This window comes from Novosphingobium arvoryzae (assembly GCF_014652615.1).
In the GTDB taxonomy this organism is placed as follows: Bacteria; Pseudomonadota; Alphaproteobacteria; order Sphingomonadales; family Sphingomonadaceae; genus Novosphingobium; species Novosphingobium arvoryzae.
In genome coordinates, this window is sequence record NZ_BMZD01000002.1 from 28,455 (window position 1) to 46,150 (window position 17,696).

Consider the following 17,696-nt stretch of genomic DNA (forward strand, 5'->3'; position numbering starts at 1 on the left):
GCCCCCGGCGCTGGCGCCTTGTCAACTTGGCATCCGCCGCCTAGTTGCCGCGCATCATGGCAGCCGCACCGATCCTCAGCTGGGAAGGCCTCAGCCTGCAACAAGGCAATGGCTGGCTCTTCCGCGACCTCGACATTCATGTCGGCCCGCGCGACCGGCTGGCGCTGATCGGACGTAACGGCGCGGGCAAGACCACGCTGCTGAAGCTGCTGGCCGGCAGCATCGATGCCGACAAGGGCAAGCGCTCGGTCCAGCCGGGCACGCGGATCGTGGTGCTGGAGCAGGACCCGTTCTTCACCGGTTTCGCCACGCTGATGGACTTTGCCCTGCACGGCCCGGACGCCCCGCCCCGGCACGAGGTCGAGGCGATTGCCGGGCAACTGGGCATCGACATGAGCCGCGCGGCGGACAGCGCCAGTGGCGGGGAACGCCGCCGCGCCGCCCTTGCCCGCGCGCTGGCGTCGGAACCGGACCTGCTGCTGCTGGATGAACCGACCAACCACCTGGACCTCGCCGCGATCGACTGGCTGGAAGCATGGCTGAGCCGCTATAACGGCGCGTTCGTGGTGATCAGCCACGACCGTACTTTCCTGACCCGGCTGACCAAGGCGACGCTGTGGCTGGATCGCGGGTCGATCCGCCGCAAGGAAGTGGGCTTTGGCGGGTATGAGGCCTGGATGGAACAGGTCTATGCCGAAGAGGCCCGCGCCGCCGAAAAGCTGGACGCCAAGCTGAAGATCGAGGCGCACTGGCTGGAACGCGGCGTCACCGCGCGGCGCAAGCGCAACCAGGGCCGCCTTGAAAAGCTGTGGGAAATGCGCGCCCAGCGGGCCGCGATGCTATCCCCGCAAGGCACGGCCAAGCTGGGGCTGGCGGTGGACGATGCCAAGTCCAAGGCCGTGATCGTGGCCGACAAGGTCTGCAAGAACTTCGGCGATCGCCCGATCATCAAGGACTTTACGCTGCGGATCACACGCGGGGACCGGATCGGGATCGTCGGGTCGAACGGCGCGGGCAAGACCACGCTGCTGAAGCTGCTGACCGGCGAACTCGCGCCCGACAGCGGCACCGTGACGCTGGCAAAGACCCTTCAAGGGGTGCTGATCGACCAGCAACGCAGCCTGATGTCGCCCGAGAAACGCGTCCGCGACGTGCTGGCCGAAGGGGGCGACTGGATCGACGTGCGCGGGGTGCGCAAGCACATCCAGGGCTACCTGAAGGACTTCCTGTTCGACCCCGGCCTGGTCGAGGCGCGGGTCGGCACCCTCTCCGGCGGAGAGCGTTCGCGCCTGCTGCTGGCGCGCGAATTTGCGCGGCTGTCCAACCTGCTGGTGCTGGACGAGCCGACCAACGACCTCGACCTCGAAACGCTGGACCTGTTGCAGGAAGTGATCGCCGATTATGACGGCACCGTCCTGATCGTCAGCCACGACCGCGACTTCCTGGACCGGACCGTCACGATCACGCTGGGGCTGGACGGATCGGGCAAGGTCGATGTCGTCGCGGGCGGCTATGCCGACTGGGAAAAGCAGCGCCAGCAGCGCACTGTTTCGGGCAAGCCCAAGGCTGCGTCCGCGCCTTCCGCGCCGCCGCCCCCTCCCCCGCCACCGCGCAAGGGCAAGCTCTCCTACAAGGACCAGCGCGATTACGATCTGCTGCCCGGCCGGATCGAGGAGCTGCTGGCGCAAATCGCGCGCGACGAGGCCGCACTGGCCGACCCCGCGCTCTACACCCGCGACCCGGCGAAGTTCGCCGCGCTGACCAAGGCCATCGAAGCCGCCCGCGCAGAAAAGGACGCGGCGGAAGAACGCTGGCTGGAACTGGCCGAGCAGGTCGAGGGCTAATCGCTCAACCGATCCGGTAAAACCCGGCAACCCGGTCCAGCGCCAGTTTCAGCACCAGCTTGCCGCTGCGCACCGGCCAGGCCAGCGCGCGTTCGGCATCGGGCAGGGTTTCGCCCGCGCAGACCACGCGCCACAGCACGTCGGACAAGCCCGGCCCCGCCGCCGCGATGGCGCCGTCAAACCGCTGGCGGGCGGCGAGCTGGCGTTCGCCGGGGTTCAGGCCGCGTTCGCCCGTGCCGGTGATGCGCACCGCATCCCAGCGCATCGTCACCCCGGCGGACAGTTGCGCCCGTTCCCAGTCGCGGCGCAGTGCATCACCCGCGGCGAATTGCGCGTCGGACAAGTGGCCGCGCGCGTGGAGCCAGCCGAGCGGGCTTTCGGCCATGTTCACGGTCACGCTGCGGCGTCCAGCGCGCGGGGCGGTGCGCAGCGGGCCGCTGTCGGCCAGTTCCACTTCCTTCAGGATACGCGTCATGCAGGGTCCCTTTGCATCGTTCGAGTCGCGCAAAGACTTGCCAAAACGGCGTTATTGTAGGAAAGCTTTAAAACCATTCTGGTTAAAGGGCGTCCGCCATGATCAACCGTATCCGTGACATTCGCAAGGCGAAGAACCTGACGCTGGCCGACGTCGCCGCGCGCTGCACGCCCCCCACCACCGCGCAGACCATCGGGCGGCTGGAAACCGGGATGCGGCAATTGTCGCTCACCTGGATGAACCGCATTGCCGCCGCGCTGGAAGTGGAACCGGAACTGCTGGTCCGCACCAGCCATGACGGTACCCCGCGCTTCATCGCCCGGATGACCGAGGCCGGGGCCGAGCCGCTGACCGAACCGCGCGACGCGGTCCTGCCGACCGCGCTTGGAGGCGACGGGGCGCTGGTGGTGCTGGCGGTAGAGGCCAGCGCCGGGGAATACCGCGCCGGGGATCAGGTCTGGCTGCGGCAGGTCGGGCCGGAAGGCTTTGGCAGGCTGCTCAACCGCGATGTGCTCGCCCCGCGCGCGGGCGGGCGCTTTGCCTTTGGCCGCATGATCGACCGGGATGGCACGCGCATCGCGCTGTTGCCGCCGGGGCAAGGGACGCGGCAAGTGGTGATCGACCATCCGGCATGGCTGGCCGGCGCGGACATGCTGGTGCGCAAGCTGTGAGTCGTCCGCTGCGGGTGCTGTCGCTCAGCACGCTTTACCCCAATGACCACACCCCCAATTTCGGCGTGTTCGTGGAACGCCAGATGCAGGCCGTGGCGGCGCGCGGTGACGTGCAGCTGACGCTGATCAACCCGATCGGCCTGCCGCCCTTCCCGCTCTCGCTCCATCCGCGCTACCGCGCCCTTCGCGGCGTGGCGGCAGTAGAGCAGCGCGGCGGTGTGCCGGTGCTGCGCCCGCGGTTCACCCTGTTGCCGGGGATCGGCGGGCGCTTCAACGCCAGTGCGATTGCCCGCGCGGTCCTGCCCCTCGCGCGCCAGCTTCACGCCGATGCACCGTTAGATCTGGTCGATGCGCAGTTCTTCTATCCCGATGGCCCGGCAGCGGTACGGATCGGCAAGGCGCTGAACCTGCCGACCTCGATCAAGGCGCGCGGGGCGGACATTCACCACTGGGGCCATGCCCCCGGCACGGCGCGGCAAGTGCGTGAGGCAGGACTGGCCGCGACCGGATTGCTCGCCGTGGCAGGCGGGATCGCGGACGACATGGCCGCGCTGGGCATTCCGCGCGACAAGATCACGATCCACCGCACCGGGCTGGACCGCAGCGTGTTCCGCCCGCTGGACAGGGCCGAGGCGCGTGCGCGACTGAACCTGCCGGCCCATGCGCCGCTGCTGGCCACGGTCGGCGCACTGATCCCGCGCAAGGGGCAGACCTATGCCATCGAGGCGCTGGCGCAGCTGCCGGATGCGCACCTGCTGCTGGCCGGAGCCGGGGCGGACGAGGCCGCCTTACGCGCCCGCGCCGCCGCGCTGGGCCTGGCGGAGCGGGTCCATTTCCTCGGCGCGGTGCCGCATGGCGAATTGCCGTGGGTGCTTTCCGCCGCCGATGTGTTCGTGCTGCCCACCGCCAGCGAAGGCCTGGCCAATGCCTGGGTCGAGGCGCTGGCCTGCGGCACGCCGGTCGTCACCACGCCGATCCCCGGCGCGCAGGAGCTGCTGACCGATCCGGCCTGGGGCCGCATGACGGCGCGCGATGGCAACGCGATTGCCGCCGCCGTGCGGGACTTGCTGACCGTGCCCCCGGCCCGGGCCGAGGTGCTGCGCGGCGCAGCCCCGTTCAGTTGGGAAGCCAACGCCGCCGCACTGGTGGAACACTGGCGGCGGTTGGTCTCTGCGCCGCTGTCCGAACAGCACTGAACCAGACCACACCGCCGGCTGCGGCGATGTGGTCTGGTCACCTGATGCTGACGGCTTAGCGCGGGGCCATGCGGATGGCGCCGTCCAGGCGGATCGCCTGGCCGTTGAAATAGCTGTTGCGCACCAGCTCCATCGCCAGGCTGGCATATTCTTCCGGCTTGCCGAGGCGCTTGGGGAACGGCACCGACGCGTTGAGGCCGTCCAGCACTTTTTCCGGCAGGCGGCCAAGCAACGGCGTGCCGAAAATGCCCGGCATGATCGAATTCACGCGGATGCCCAGGTCCATCAGATCGCGCGCCATCGGCAGGACCAGCCCGTTCACGCCCGCCTTCAGCGAGCCATAGGCGACCTGCCCGATCTGCGCGTCCTGCGCCGCCACCGATGCGGTCAGGGTGATGCAGCCGCGCTCGCCATCTTCCAGCGGCTCAAGGCTGGCCATGCCCAGCGCGGAAAGCGACGCCACGCGATAGCTGGCGATCAGGATGCCTTGCGCGGCGAACTCGTAATCCTCGGTCGAGAAGCGGACGAACTCGCCCGTTTCCTTGTTGCGGCCCACGGTCTTGCCCTTGCGGTTGGCCATGGCGCAGTGCACCAGGATGCGCTCCTGACCGTGCGCCGCGCGCGCCTTGGCAAAGCCGGCGACGACCGAATCCTCGCTCATGATATCGACCTTGCAGAACAGCCCGCCGATGGCCTTGGCCACTTCGCTGCCCAGTTCCTCGTTGAGGTCGAAGATCGCGACCTTCACGCCGGCTGCCGCGAGCGCCTCGGCCGTCGCGCGGCCCAGCCCGGATGCCCCGCCGGTGACGACGGCGGCCGTGGTGTTGTCGATCTTCATGTCGTTCAGTCCTCTCTTCGCGCTCAGCCGATCATGCCGGCGAGTGGCTGGTTGATGATTTCGGTTCAGATTCGTTCGATGATGATGGCCGGGGCCATTCCGCCCGCCGCGCACATGGTGATCAGGCCATAGCGCCCGCCCGCCCGCTCCAGTTCATCCAGCGCCGTGCCGATCAGCATCGATCCGGTCGCGCCGATGGGATGGCCCAACGCAATCGAGCCGCCGTTGATGTTCACCTTGCTGCGGTCAAGGTCCAGGTCCCGCTGGAACTTCTCCGCGACGACCGCGAACGCTTCGTTGATTTCCCAGACGTCGATATCGTCCTTGGTCAGCCCGGCCTTGGCCAGCGCCTTTTTCGCCGCCGGAACCGGGGCGTTCAGCATCAGGGTCGGGCAATCGCCCTGGTTGACGCAGGTCACCACCCGTGCGCGCGGCTTCCAGCCGTTGCGGGCCACCGCATCGGCGGACGCCAGCAGGATCGCCGCCGCGCCATCGACCACGCCCGACGAATTGCCCGCATGGTGGATTGGTTCCCATTCGAGGCCGGGATACTTGCGCTGGATCGCCTCGGCAAACGTCTCGCCGCCTTCGACAATCGGCGAATGCATGATGCCGCCGAATGCCGGGCGCAGCGCCGCCAGCCCTTCGGCCGTGGTCTGCGGGCGCGGGTATTCGTCATGGTCCAGCGCCAGCGTGCCATCCTCGTGATAGACCGGCACCAGGCTGCGGGCGAAGCGCCCCTCCTGAATGGCCATGTCTGCGCGGCGCTGGCTTTCCAGCCCCAGCGCGTCGACATCGGCGCGGGTGATCCCCTCCAGCGCGGCAATCGCATCGGCGCAGACGCCCTGGTTGGACTGCGGATGCAGCGCATGCAGCGCCGGATTACCCATGTCACGCCCCATCCGGGGCAGGCCGCCGGCGGCCTCCATCGCGGTCAGGTGATCGCGGTAGGACATCATTTCCACCCCGCCCGCGATGATGATGTCTTCCAGGCCAGAGCCGATCTGCGCCGTCGCCAGCCCGACAGTCGTGATGCCGCCGCCGCAGAACCGGTCCAGCGTCATGCCCGACACCACCGGATCGAACCCGGCCAGCAGCGCCGACATCCGCCCGATATCCCCCGCCTGCTTGCCGCGCTGGGCCGAGGTAGAGAAGATCACGTCATCGATGGTCGCGGTATCGATGGCATTGCGCTCCGCCAGCGCCTTCAGCACGGTCGCGCCCAGGTGCTGGGGGTGCAGCTGGGTCAGCGCGCCCTTCTGCCACTTCCCGCCCCCGCGCGGCGTGCGCACGGCATCGATAATGAAAGCGTCCTGCATCCTCTGGTTCCCGGCTTCTGGTTAAACGGTGTGGGTTAACCGGCGCACCCTTGTCCGGTCCGGCCCGCACCGCAAGTCAGAAAGCGCACGAAAAGCAACGGCCAGACCAAGAGTGCCAGCGCCTGGGCCAATTCGCTTGTTTGTTCGGGAAAAGTGGTAGCGGAGGAGGGACTCGAACCCCCGACACGCGGATTATGATGCTAATGCTGGTCAAAAGCTGCTTTCATTTTCAATGACTTGCCCGACACATTTTCACACCGTGCGATATGCCGTGTGACTTTATCGTTTAATTTCAGGTGCTTGACCGTAAAAAGCGTGCCATATGGTTTGCCGGGCACAAAACAGCGTGGTTTAAGGGCCCTAAAGCAACCAAACGCCCCTGCCCGCTGCTCGACTGCGCTCACGCTGCTTTGAACGCAGCAAGGGCGGTTGCAGTGCTGATTTGACGCCATCACGAATGGTCGTTTGACACGACTGATGGCGAAGCTCCTCAATCACGTAGCTCACCCCTTGCGATCAGAAGCTCTCTCGCTTCAAACTCATTCTTTTGGGTAAGAACCGGGAAAAGGCCGTAACCGACATATTTGATCAGCCGCTTCGCCACACGCAGGTGCTTGTCCACGACTTTACCAGCCTCATGCCGCCAAACCCCATCGTCATTGTCATCGATATCATTAGGGACACCGGTTAATTCGAGCTCTCGGTATGCTTGGAATGCAGGCTTTTCCTCGATTTTACACAGCCGATAGGCTTCGTAATGGGTGTGGATTGCGCTCAATTCTGGTCTGGCGAAAACAGGGTATCGAGCCTTGCTGGCTTTACGGCCTGTAGGGCCATCAGGCGCATATTGTCTTAGAAGCTCGCGCACTTCGAACAAGGTTCTTTCAACGTCCCCAAGCCCCGTCATTCCTATTGGCACGGTCCACTGGCCATGCCGCAATCGATGCTTTACAAAGACAGCGGTAGGGGCTGGATTTCAGCCCAGAAGCTGAAGATGGGGGATTTGGTGTGAGCAATCGATGCATTCGCGCTGGAATGGCAGCGTTGACGTTGGCGACGTTTTCCAACCCCATCCTTGCCCATGCGCAAAATGCAGATAGCAAACCGACAACGCCAGCTGGCACTGAAAGCGCCTGCGCAATCCATATTGAAAATGATTTTGACATCAAGCGCAGGCTGGACGAGATTGGTTGCACGGCTGGCGACAGCTTGCTGATCTACAACTACTCGTCGCTGGCAAAATGGGAAGTGGTTCTCCCTGTTCGCGTGGCAGCCGCCATGGTTTGTGACATGAACAAGACTATCACGGACATTGGCTCGGTTGGCATGAAGCCCTACCAATCCGTCATATGCACCTATTCCGGCAAGGTTCGCAGGTTCAAATCCAACGATGAAAACCTCAAAGGCTGGGGGCAGGTTTTCTAACCTTGGTCATCGGTGGGCAAACTGTCCGGCAAAGTGTGGAAGTTAAGACACCCTGCGATAGTCCGGTGAGCACTCTTCCATTCAGGTCACGCAGCGTTACATCGACGTGAACCCAGACCAGCTCAGCGCGGCGGTGGAGCTGCTCTGACCGACGGCGAATGGTCGTGTCACACGACTGTTTTCAATGTCGTTGGCGAGGCGTGTCCGGCACGATCCTCCACAGCCGCACTGACGATAGTCCTCAACTGCGCCTCGAAAGCATCTGGAAGCGCCATCAAATCAATAGTCTTGGCTCTCATCGTGTGACCCTGAACCACCATCACTTCATCAACTGCCTCGCCCACTTGGGGATGCAGAAGGATGCCTTCCGAGCAGAGGCTTGCCTTGTCATCGAGACGCTCTTGCGTCCGCAGATAAGCATACATTTGATATAGATAGCCACTTTTCAGCATGGCATCACGATAATCTGACTTCGTGAAGATGCGTGTAAATTTGGTGTCGATGATGATCCTGCGGCCTTGACCGATATGGGTAAGCTCAATGTCCGTCTGCATTCCGGGCAAAATGGCTGCCATGCCTTGAGACAGGCCTTCGTAAGGCCATTGAATTCGTCGGCCTTGCTTTACGGCCCAGCCCAAGCCCGTCAGCTCTAACCGCAGCGCATTACCGACAGCCCTTTCGAACAAACGCCTTACAAGATGCTGCTGCTCCTCCGGTTGCGCACCAGACATGCTGCCCGCAGTTTGCGATGGGATCACCGCGTCAAAAACCATGGTCGCCAATGCGACCATAAACCTATCGGCAGTTTCATTTCTCCCGATCTGATCGACTGCCATCTCGGCACGCGATGGTCGAGAAGCGGACACACCCATCCGACCAAAATCGCCAGAGGCTGACCGGCATAGGTGGGCAACATCAGCGTTCGCAATTCGGCCAGCCAGATAACTGAGAGCAGCACGAACAAGCCGATTGCGGGGAGTGTCCATCGTATGCTCATCAAAGGAGCAAGCGATCTGCCCGCGATCCATCAGCTGTCGCGTTTCAGTCGTGAGCAGGTGAATCCTGCCCCGAACACGCGACAAGGTTGCCGAACGAACTCTATAACCTCGGCTCAAATTCCGACGCAGACGTTGGGCAACCACTGTGGTCAGCAACCGCCCTAGAAGCTCCGGCAAATCGCGGGCTTCTTCAACGTCATGATCAAACCGATCCCGTAGCTGGACCATATCGGCTGCATATAGGAAAAGCAGCCATATGTTCCGTAACGGAATTTGTGCGGCTCCAGACATCAAAATCCGGCCAACAGCCTTGCAGTTGCATCACGAGCACGATCGGGCGCATCGAACCAGTACTCGCTGAGCAGAGGCTCAATTTCCGTCAAAACAATGTCGCGGAACCACTCTTGTGGATTTTTGACAGCTAGCGGGGGCGTGACGAAAGAATGCCCAAAGCTGTCAATCATGGTCTGGTATTCGCCCTGGGTGAAATCCGGCCTGCGCTGCCCATTGCGGCCCTTGTTCATCAACACAGGCACATCGTTCCGAGCCAGCAAGCCACGCACCACAGCCTCATCAAACACCCGGTTCAATGCGCTGTTGTGGGTGTTGAGCGTGGAGCTTTTGGGCTCCCTACCCATCTTCTCACGCCGCCAAGCCCCGAACTTGAGCAACTCCTCGTACCTGATGGATTGGATCGGCAGCGTATCGAAATAGGGGATCAGGTAGCGGTTGATGACGATCTGGTAATCCCGGAACGACTTCTTCCCGACACCGTTCTCCGTTTCCTCCCGCATCCGGTCCATGGCCCACATGGCCACGGTCTTGAAGCTCTTGGTCAACGTGGGAAGACCGTGCTGCTCCATGTAGCGATATTTGTAGAACAGGTCGCGAGCAGCGATGGTGGCTTCTGCCATGTCATGATGGCCAGTGCTGACCCGCACCCAGCGCGATTTCAGCTTGAAGGTGGCTTGCCAGCGCCTGATCCCGGGCCGCTTGTAGAGTTTGAGATCGCCATCAAGCAGAAGGATCGTTGAAGGTTTTGGTCTTGAGCCCATCGCAAATCAGTCGTTTCACACGACTGCTTGCTGTCAGGTGGGGTAGCTGTCAAATACAACCAGACCGCCACTTAAAAAATGATCTAATATTTTCTATAAAATTGAATATTTAAATTTTAAAGACCAACACGCCGATAAAATATCAACCTACAAAAGTAAGATCGGTATTCCCACATTATTTAATGAAACGTGCGACACATTATCTTGAGGCCATAATAACTCCATACTGAGAGGCCTGTTTCTCGAACACAACATTGCCTGCGCGGTCAAAAATTCGAAGGCCTAGTTTCAAATTTCGATTTGAATTCTGTATTTTGATTGAATATGCTGTTCGCAATGGGATCTCGATACCCCGCCCCTGCTGAGGAAAGTTCCCGGCAATTTCGTGTGGCTTATATAGTCGATATGACCCGCCATTATTAATCTCGAGCTCCGTCGCCGCACCTGAGTTTGATCCAGCAAAACAAGCAAGCGTGTTAATGTTCTCCCAGCCTGTGAGGCCGCACGAAATTACTGCAACGAACGGGTACTCACGAGCTATCCTAACTTGCTCTACCTTGCGAGCAGCTGCATCAGCCGCATCTTGTCGTTGACGCTCCTGCTTTTGACGATCGATCGTGGCTAGTCGCTCTTTTCGTATATCCTGAACCGCCCTGCCAGTCCTTCGAGCCTCAACTTCATCCCGCAAGAACGTAACGACTGCTCCGTCGTACAACGAACCAAAGTAAAGCTCTTTCGGGTCAGACGGCGGGATTTGACCGCTAAGGCGCATTCTCTCAACAGCAGCTTTCAAATCAACTGTATTCAAGATTCCAAAATCGCGATAGGTTTCAACTAAACGACTAAGTGAAGAATCTGGAACGTTCAGACTACGAGCAATCGGGTCGCTTTTAAAAAAAATTGCAATACTATCTCTATTTTCGGGAGATACATCCTCTTTTCGGCACACGTTATTGAAAATTGCCTGATTTATACCGCCGTTTCCATCATTAACGGCGTCAACAACCCTTAGGCGTCCATCATATAGACCTAAGCGGCCGAGATACTTTGCGCCCTTGGCATTTGGCTCGTCGAACGCGGTCAGGCTAGCCCACGTTACAGTGCGACCTGAACAGTTTATCACCACTGACACGAGCATGGAAGAAACAGGTTCCTGTTCGCCTCCATGACCAATCCCCTTTTTCGCGAAATTTGCCAGCACAACCCTGTTAATTGATCCGTCAGCAAGAACCTTCTCAGTCGCTTCTGAAATTAACAGATAGGCCGTATAGATGTTGTCTTGATATATTTTTTGAACGGAAACTGCAGCCTTAGTGGTAGCCGCCGCTCTCGGGTAATCAGTTCGAGACGGCTGGACCGCCGATCCTTGCGCATATGACAAGTTTACTGTGGAATCAGCGGACAGCAACAGGGGCCAATTGACTGCAAACAACGCCAACGTCGCTGAGGTGGCTCTGATCATTTTTTTCATACAGCCCAACGTCCTACTAAGCCCTGCCTGACCCTCGGCCAAGTAAGTTCATTCGATGCCCGCGACGATGATCCACTTCCTTGCGCCACACTGCCCTCGCCCGTTGTGGTTGCGCCACAGAATATTTGCAAATTTGAAAATTCCTACCGGAGGCCGAGCGTTCGTTCAAGACAACCAAGAAACTTTTGATAACTCACCGCTCATCAATCATCACCCTTGGCTGCTTGGTGAGCTGCTCAACCCAACGTCTTCACGCTGTAACCACCGTCAAAACCCAAATTTCCAACTAGCGATGATCAGTCGTGTGACACGACCATTCCACAACCGGCGAAACGCCGGGCCGTACCGCCGCAGCACCGTGAGGCGCCTGTCTCCGCTACCAAGTTGCGAACACCTTTTTCACACCGCCACTCACATTGGCTCAGGGCGGAAAACCGGCTTACTGGGAAATGCAATCTCGCAAGCTGTCGTTTTTATTTAAGGAATAGCTTCCACGCAGTTTACTAAGCTTACTCCACTGAGGCAGAGCGATTTGAAGCGATCGTAATTAGTAACCCTCTTCATACGCTATATAGCCACTCAGCTGGTTAGCCCGATTGTTATTCTCTCGAGCCTGGCAATTCGCCTCTGCAGTCTTCTGTTCGGTCGGTTCGGTCGAATACTGCAAACCTTCGACACGGCACGCCGCGTCTTTCTGCTTAATCCATGCCCTTTGTTGCGCCAAAAGCTGCTTTCGCACATCGGCATCGATCGAGTTCCACACAACTCCGATCGCTTCTTGCGAGGCCTTACGCTGCGCTACAGCCGCCTCAAGTCCAGCATTGAGCATGGCCTGAACAGCCTCTTCTTCCTGCTTGCGGGCGAATTCAGCTTCTTGCTTTTCAACCCTTACTTTGTTCTCGATCCGGTCACGCAGGAGAGAAGCGGCAACCACCTCGCCGAATATCTCGAGCTTGCCATCCGAACCCTCGAACTCGGCGAAAACCTTTGCGCCATCATCGGTGGGCTGAACGCTATAGTCGAGCGATCCCTTCAAGTAGTCAGCCCCTTTTTCCAACTCTGCGCCATCAATCGCATTTGCGATCTTGGGCAGCCCAAGCAATTCGCGAGAGGCGTCCGCAGCCTTGAAGGTTTCGGGCGAAAACACGATCTTGAGGGTGCCCGTGCAGAAACGCTTGGTGCTGTCAGGGTCTTCTTTGGTGGTGCGGATATCCTCGAGGATCAACTTAACTTTAGCAATTGACGCCCGAACAGAAGATGAACTGATAAGATAGTTACCTTCGGCGTCTTGCGCCCGCTCAAGGGCCACTTTCTCAAGCCCTTCACGTATCGCATTTTCAAGCGCACCCTTGGAGGCTTCATCTGAACAACTGGTCTCAGAAAAAGCTGAGCAGGACGCAAGCGCAATCGACGCAACTGCTACCATAAACAGATATTTCGCCCGCAGTTCAACCATCGTTCACGCCCCCGTGAAAAATTTGTTCTCTGCTCAACAAGGCAGAGACCGGAAACATAGAGACACGAGGCTTACCGCTGTCAACAGCCAAACGCAGCTTTTCGGCTATCATAATCGGTCGTGTCGCACGACCATTCCAGACCCGCCAAAACACCGCCAAACCACCGCCAAACCACCGCCCCCCACCGTGTCCGCACAGCCCAAAACCGTGCGATAAACCGTGCGGATGGTTTTGCACTGCCCCGGAGGGGCTAAATTATTGATTTCATTGGAAGGAATGGTAGCGGAGGAGGGACTCGAACCCCCGACACGCGGATTATGATGCTAATGCTGGTCAAAAGCTGCGTTCACTTTCAATGACTTGCCCGACACATTTTCACACCGTGCGATATGCCGTGTGACTTTACCGTGTAATTTCAGATACTTGACTACAAAAACCGTGCCATATGGTTTGGCCGGGCACAAAACAGCGTGGTTTAAGGGCCCTAAAGCAGCCAAACGCCCCTGCCCGCTGCTCGACTGCGCTCACGCTGCTTTGAACGCAGCAAGGGCGGTTGCAGTGCTGATTTGACGCCATCACGAATGGTCGTTTGACACGACTGATGGCGAAGCTCCTCAATCACGTAGCTCAGCGTCTCCACGCTGTACAGCCCTGCAAACACGGACTTCCAGCCAATGGCAAAAAGTCGTGTGACACGACCACTCGAGACCGAGCCAAACGAGATTTTATTGTCGAAACCTATTCACCATTCCGGTGGACTGATATTGCCCAGCCGCATTGAAGGATCAGCGGGGCAGGCAGTGGCGGCGAATCAGTACGAGCGACACGGTAAGGCAAGGGCTGTCCTGAAGGCATTGTTCGCCCATCCCGAAAAAGTAAGCGTCATCCACTATTCCTGCGAGAGCTTCTACGATCTGCCAGAGGGCCGTTCGCCAAGGATCACGTCGATTGCGATACGTAAGCTGGACAACGGTCAGACCGAGTCCTTCTCGATCCATCAGATAGCGGAAATAAGTGCCACTGGTCTGTCTGCCGCCGACATCGAACCACATTATAACGCCTATGAGAAGGCTATGCTGGATGCGTATTTTAGCTTCCTCAAGATCAACAGTGAACGCACCTACGTCCACTGGAACATGCGAGATACCAACTATGGATTTCGAGCCATCGAACACCGCTATCGTGTATTGGGCGGCGATCCATACATTGTTCAGGACGACCGAAAGGTAGACCTCTCGCGACTACTCATTGATCTTTATGGCGTCGGCTATATCGGTCATCCGCGGTTGGAAAACCTGCTTGCGATGAACAACATCGCTGCATTGGATTTCATGACAGGAAAACAGGAAGCTGAAGCATTCGAGAACGGAAAATACGTCGATCTGCATCGCTCAACGCTGCGTAAGGTCGATGTTTTTTGCAATATTATTCAGCGGGCTTTCGATAAGTCCCTAAAAAATCACGCAACATGGAAAGAGGCCCACGGCATTTCGTGGAAAACAGCTCTGTATCTTGCAAAAAAGCATTGGATTTACACTACAGTCGTCGTCCTCGGCGGTATCGGCAGTGCCTCCTTCGGTCTGTTCCGTGGCTTCGACGTTCTGTCATCCGTACTCATGAACAAGCCCGGTTGAGAGCAAATCTCGCAAACGCTGCCCATCAACCAACGCAATGCCCTCAGCTTCACAATTTTTGCTTCGGCAGGATTGGCATATGCCCAGCGGCTCAAAAATAGCCCGTCGCCTTAAGCTTCTACTATCCAGTCGCCCTCAACCTATTCATCCTATGAAAATCCAGCCCGCACAGCGCCCCGAACGCTCGCCAGCTTCAAAGTAGCTCAGCTCAGCGTCTCCACGCTGTACAGCCCTGCAAATGCAGATTTGATGCCGAAGCCCGAGCCAGCCCAGATCAGTCGTGTGACACGACCATTCCGTAACCGGCGAAACACCATATCCCACCGTCTCGGCACAGCCCAAAACCGTGCGATAAACCGTGCGAATGGTTTCAGCCCCCGAGATGGAGCTTAGACCAATGATTTTAATGTGAAAAATGGTAGCGGAGGAGGGACTCGAACCCCCGACACGCGGATTATGATGCTAATGCTGGTCAAAAGCTGCGTTCACTTTCAATGACTTGCCCGACACATTTTCACACCGTGCGATATGCCGTGCGACTTTACCGTGCAATTTCAGATGGTTGGCCGTAAAAACCGTGCCATATGGTCGGGCCTGACGCAGCGCATTTTAAGCGCCCTACAGCAGCCAAACGCCCCTGCCCGCTGCTCGACTGTGCTGACGCTGCTTTGAACGCTGCAAGGCCGGTTGTAGCTTGAGTTTGACGCCATCACGAATGGTCGTGTCGCACGACTGATTGGGGTTGGGCACTCGACTGCTTTTTGGCCGCGATCTGAAATTTCCGGCGTGCAACCCACATCCGGTATTGCTCTTCCCAATCGGGCTGCACCGCGTGGGGGCATTTGGCGTAACTGGGAAACACGCCCCGGGCCGCATTTTCAGCGATCATCCGGCCACGATAGATAGCTCGGTTGGTCAGAAATTTAAGGGCAGCTCGGTCCTCCGTCTTTTCTCCGTGACCCGGTTTTTCGGAAGGTTGCAGTCGGCCACTGTAGGTGCTGCTGATATTGGTCAGCACGCCGATCCGCCATAGCCGCTCCTTTGGCAACTTCATTCTGGCCCATGTCACCATGAGATAGCGAAACAGGCTGTGCTTGTCCTGACGCTTGCCCGCCAAAACATATTTTGGCTTCGTGTATCGCAGGACACGCTTCTCGTCTGGGTAGGACGCTAAAAGCTTTTCGATTTGCTTGAAAATTTGCGGCTTGGGCAAGCCAGCGGGGATCGCCACGATCATCGTACGCTGCTGGCCTTGCTGTTGCCATGCTCCATCAATGTACTTGGCGGCTTTATCGGCAATGTCAGGTTTTCCATCCTTGCGGCGGAAAATTTTGGCGATCCCCTGCACCCTTGGCTTCTCACCTTGATAGCCAAACAGGTCGAAGGCCTTTTCGAGCCACCAATGGCGGAATAACCGACGCTGCACATCACCCAGGTCGCGATAGACCTCCAGAACCCGATCAAAGTCTGCCGGACGTTTTCGCTCATCCTCGTCGGTCCACACTCCTTCCACATAACGCCGCGCAAGTTCGTAGCTCGGGCTGATCGCCAAGAACTCGAACCACAGCAGACCGAATGCGACCTGAGCGTTCGGCGCGAACAAGCCGTCCTTCCCGAACATTTCAGCCGGACCTGCCTTTGTCCTGTAAGGGTCTCTCTCGCTCAAAACGTAGTACTCACTGTGAGATTTATACCAAGACAGACGCCATAAAGAGACCACGTAAGTTATGCCAGCGAAACCGGTGATGCACTCCATCGTCGGCCACGCAACAACAGCCGCAGGCTGCATATCGAGCAATGAAAGGTCATTTCTTATGTCGAATACCATCACCATCACCGACGCTCTCAACACCCTCGACGAGCTCGAAGCCGCGCAGGAGGCGTGGTCGGAAGGTTCCTACAAGAAGAGCAATGAGGAGCTCTATGCGATTCTCGACCGCTGCTTCACCCTGCACCAGCAGATCAGCGGCATGCAGGAAGGCAAGCGCAAGCTGATCAAGGCAATCAACCTGCGCCTCTCCGGCATGGGCATGAACCCCGACAAGATCCCCGATCTTGCAACAAAGATCGTGCGCTGCACCTTCAAGGACACTGGCAAGCGTGCCACTTCCTATGCCCGCGTGATCAAGTTCGCACTCACTGACAAGCCCGTGAGCCAGACGATGGCGACCTACATCACCAACATGGGCGGCATCGAAGAAATCCGTCGCACGCCCAAGCCCGGTGCCCTGACGCCGTCCGAGATCAAGGCCAAGCTGGTCGAAACGGCGGAAGCCGAGCTGGTCACTGCCCAACCGCTGATCGGAAAGCTCAAGCTGGTCGATGAACTCCAGCCTGCCAACGACAGCGAGTTTGATTTCTGTGCGGCACTGGTTCGCAAGAATGACGATGGCACCGGAGCCATTGTTTACGGCTCCACCACGACTTCCATCGTGAAGACGCTGTTGGCCGAAGCGGCAAAGAAGCTGGCTGAAGCCAAGGAAGAAGCTGAGGCATACGACAAGCTCGACGATGAGGCCAAGGCGCGGATCGCTGTGATCAAGGAAGCTGCTGCGCAGCGTGCCGCCTAACTCAGCATCAGGGGTGGGCGTGAAACCCGCCCCACCATTCTCGAAAGAACCATCATCATGAATTTCGCCAAGAAGTACGAACCCAAGACCATTGACGATCTGGTCATCGAAAACCAGGACACGTTTCAGCGCATTCGTGACTATGCTGATGGCGAGCGCGGCAGCAATCTGATCCTGTATGGCCCGCGCGGTACGGGAAAGTCGTCGGCTGCCCGTGTCATTTGCGAAACCCGCTGCGGCGATAACAGCCTTTTCAGCACCTACACTGGCGTGGACATCACTGAGGCAACGTTCGACAGCATCCTGAACAGCTGGCAGTGGCAGCAGATCAACGGCGTCGCACAGCCCACGGTCATCATTGACGAAATCGACCAGATTAAGCCGGCGGATCAGCACCGGATGAGCAGTTTCGTTGAGAAATACAAGTTCGGTTCGATCATCGGCACCACCAACAATCCGCACCGGATCGACGGCCCGCTGACTGATCGTTTCGATCAGGTCGAACTGCCGGTGGTCAGCACGGATGCATGGGCAAAGCGGGCAAGCTTCATCTTCACTGCCGAAGGCGTTTCACACACTCCGGCATTTGCACACGCCATTGTGGCCACCAACAATGGCAGCATCCGCGATACGATGCGGGCAATCGAAGACTACGTGATCGCCAAACGCCACGCAGAACAGTCGGTTTAAACGACCATTTCGCAGCGGCTGAAGGGTCGCTGCTCCCCAACAATCCCCGGCCT

The 17,696-nt window shown here is 58.9% G+C and carries 16 protein-coding genes; 7 read left to right on the plus strand and 9 right to left on the minus strand.

From position 1 onward, the window contains the following. The first annotated feature begins 56 nt into the window (after positions 1-56). Positions 57-1,844, plus strand: coding sequence for an ABC-F family ATP-binding cassette domain-containing protein (locus IE113_RS03335; protein WP_189539020.1), 1,788 nt, complete (start codon positions 57-59; stop codon positions 1,842-1,844). Positions 1,845-1,848: 4 nt separating this feature from the next. Here the strand turns inward: IE113_RS03335 and IE113_RS03340 are convergent, their stop codons facing one another. Beyond that, entirely contained in the window at positions 1,849-2,319 is a 471-nt protein-coding gene (locus tag IE113_RS03340; RefSeq protein WP_189539021.1) for a DUF6456 domain-containing protein, read from the minus strand. Positions 2,320-2,417: 98 nt separating this feature from the next. Here IE113_RS03340 and IE113_RS03345 point away from each other — a divergent pair, with 98 nt between their 5' ends. Then, on the plus strand, positions 2,418-2,990 hold the full coding sequence (locus IE113_RS03345) for a helix-turn-helix domain-containing protein (protein ID WP_189539022.1): 573 nt from the start codon (positions 2,418-2,420) through the stop codon (positions 2,988-2,990). Next, a complete protein-coding gene (locus tag IE113_RS03350; protein WP_308430035.1) occupies positions 2,987-4,186 on the plus strand; it encodes a glycosyltransferase in 1,200 nt (399 codons plus the stop codon). The genes IE113_RS03345 and IE113_RS03350 overlap by 4 nt, the downstream gene beginning before the upstream one ends. 55 nt (positions 4,187-4,241) lie before the next feature. Here IE113_RS03350 and IE113_RS03355 read toward each other — a convergent pair whose 3' ends face one another. The 3 genes from IE113_RS03355 to IE113_RS03365 all read right to left on the minus strand — a co-directional run bounded on the left by IE113_RS03355 (position 4,242) and on the right by IE113_RS03365 (position 7,250). Then, complete coding sequence (locus IE113_RS03355; protein ID WP_189539024.1) at positions 4,242-5,024, minus strand: SDR family oxidoreductase; 783 nt, start codon at positions 5,022-5,024, stop codon at positions 4,242-4,244. A 65-nt stretch (positions 5,025-5,089) separates the two neighbouring features. Next, entirely contained in the window at positions 5,090-6,343 is a 1,254-nt protein-coding gene (locus IE113_RS03360; RefSeq protein WP_189539025.1) for an acetyl-CoA C-acetyltransferase, read from the minus strand. A gap of 490 nt (positions 6,344-6,833) precedes the next feature. Then, the gene (locus IE113_RS03365) at positions 6,834-7,250 is read right to left on the minus strand and encodes a hypothetical protein (protein ID WP_189539026.1); all 417 of its coding nucleotides are present in this window, start codon (positions 7,248-7,250) and stop codon (positions 6,834-6,836) included. Positions 7,251-7,378: 128 nt separating this feature from the next. On the opposite strand from IE113_RS03365, the gene IE113_RS03370 reads away from it, so the two are divergent. Then, positions 7,379-7,768 carry a hypothetical protein gene (locus IE113_RS03370; RefSeq protein ID WP_189539027.1) on the plus strand — a complete coding sequence of 130 codons (390 nt, stop codon included), beginning with the start codon at positions 7,379-7,381 and terminating at the stop codon, positions 7,766-7,768. A 167-nt stretch (positions 7,769-7,935) separates the two neighbouring features. Here IE113_RS03370 and mcrC read toward each other — a convergent pair whose 3' ends face one another. The 4 genes from mcrC to IE113_RS03390 all read right to left on the minus strand — a co-directional run bounded on the left by mcrC (position 7,936) and on the right by IE113_RS03390 (position 12,748). Next, positions 7,936-9,057 (minus strand): 5-methylcytosine-specific restriction endonuclease system specificity protein McrC, encoded by a 1,122-nt coding sequence (gene mcrC, locus IE113_RS03375; protein WP_189539028.1) that lies wholly within the window; start codon positions 9,055-9,057, stop codon positions 7,936-7,938. After that, entirely contained in the window at positions 9,057-9,821 is a 765-nt protein-coding gene (locus tag IE113_RS03380; protein ID WP_189539029.1) for a 5-methylcytosine-specific restriction endonuclease subunit McrB, read from the minus strand. The genes mcrC and IE113_RS03380 overlap by 1 nt, the downstream gene beginning before the upstream one ends. Positions 9,822-10,020: 199 nt before the next feature. Then, positions 10,021-11,292, minus strand: a complete 1,272-nt coding sequence (locus IE113_RS03385; RefSeq protein WP_189539030.1) for a hypothetical protein — start codon at positions 11,290-11,292, stop codon at positions 10,021-10,023. Between the two features lie 547 nt (positions 11,293-11,839). Next, positions 11,840-12,748, minus strand: a complete 909-nt coding sequence (locus IE113_RS03390) for a lysozyme inhibitor LprI family protein (protein WP_189539031.1) — start codon at positions 12,746-12,748, stop codon at positions 11,840-11,842. Positions 12,749-13,423: 675 nt separating this feature from the next. Here IE113_RS03390 and IE113_RS03395 point away from each other — a divergent pair. Further along, positions 13,424-14,383, plus strand: a complete 960-nt coding sequence (locus IE113_RS03395) for a hypothetical protein (RefSeq protein WP_189539032.1) — start codon at positions 13,424-13,426, stop codon at positions 14,381-14,383. Between the two features lie 709 nt (positions 14,384-15,092). Here IE113_RS03395 and IE113_RS03400 read toward each other — a convergent pair. Beyond that, entirely contained in the window at positions 15,093-16,004 is a 912-nt protein-coding gene (locus IE113_RS03400; protein ID WP_189539033.1) for a hypothetical protein, read from the minus strand. Positions 16,005-16,128: 124 nt separating this feature from the next. Here IE113_RS03400 and IE113_RS03405 point away from each other — a divergent pair, with 124 nt between their 5' ends. Continuing rightward, positions 16,129-16,953, plus strand: a complete 825-nt coding sequence (locus tag IE113_RS03405) for a hypothetical protein (RefSeq protein WP_189539034.1) — start codon at positions 16,129-16,131, stop codon at positions 16,951-16,953. 57 nt (positions 16,954-17,010) lie between these two features. After that, positions 17,011-17,643: an ATP-binding protein gene (locus IE113_RS03410; protein WP_189539035.1), complete on the plus strand. Its 633-nt coding sequence runs from the start codon at positions 17,011-17,013 to the stop codon at positions 17,641-17,643. Positions 17,644-17,696: the final 53 nt, after the last annotated feature.

Bases quoted from the DNA above. Each gene is read 5' to 3' on its own strand.
- IE113_RS03335 (WP_189539020.1), top strand. From the start codon at position 57: ATGGCAGCCGCACCGATCCTCAGCTGGGAAGGCCTCAGCCTGCAACAA.
- IE113_RS03340 (WP_189539021.1), bottom strand. From the start codon at position 2,319: ATGACGCGTATCCTGAAGGAAGTGGAACTGGCCGACAGCGGCCCGCTG.
- IE113_RS03345 (WP_189539022.1), top strand. From the start codon at position 2,418: ATGATCAACCGTATCCGTGACATTCGCAAGGCGAAGAACCTGACGCTG.
- IE113_RS03355 (WP_189539024.1), bottom strand. From the start codon at position 5,024: ATGAAGATCGACAACACCACGGCCGCCGTCGTCACCGGCGGGGCATCC.
- IE113_RS03360 (WP_189539025.1), bottom strand. From the start codon at position 6,343: ATGCAGGACGCTTTCATTATCGATGCCGTGCGCACGCCGCGCGGGGGC.
- IE113_RS03365 (WP_189539026.1), bottom strand. From the start codon at position 7,250: ATGACGGGGCTTGGGGACGTTGAAAGAACCTTGTTCGAAGTGCGCGAG.
- IE113_RS03370 (WP_189539027.1), top strand. From the start codon at position 7,379: ATGGCAGCGTTGACGTTGGCGACGTTTTCCAACCCCATCCTTGCCCAT.
- mcrC (WP_189539028.1), bottom strand. From the start codon at position 9,057: ATGTCTGGAGCCGCACAAATTCCGTTACGGAACATATGGCTGCTTTTC.
- IE113_RS03380 (WP_189539029.1), bottom strand. From the start codon at position 9,821: ATGGGCTCAAGACCAAAACCTTCAACGATCCTTCTGCTTGATGGCGAT.
- IE113_RS03385 (WP_189539030.1), bottom strand. From the start codon at position 11,292: ATGAAAAAAATGATCAGAGCCACCTCAGCGACGTTGGCGTTGTTTGCA.
- IE113_RS03390 (WP_189539031.1), bottom strand. From the start codon at position 12,748: ATGGTTGAACTGCGGGCGAAATATCTGTTTATGGTAGCAGTTGCGTCG.
- IE113_RS03395 (WP_189539032.1), top strand. From the start codon at position 13,424: ATGGCAAAAAGTCGTGTGACACGACCACTCGAGACCGAGCCAAACGAG.
- IE113_RS03400 (WP_189539033.1), bottom strand. From the start codon at position 16,004: ATGTTCGGGAAGGACGGCTTGTTCGCGCCGAACGCTCAGGTCGCATTC.
- IE113_RS03405 (WP_189539034.1), top strand. From the start codon at position 16,129: ATGCACTCCATCGTCGGCCACGCAACAACAGCCGCAGGCTGCATATCG.
- IE113_RS03410 (WP_189539035.1), top strand. From the start codon at position 17,011: ATGAATTTCGCCAAGAAGTACGAACCCAAGACCATTGACGATCTGGTC.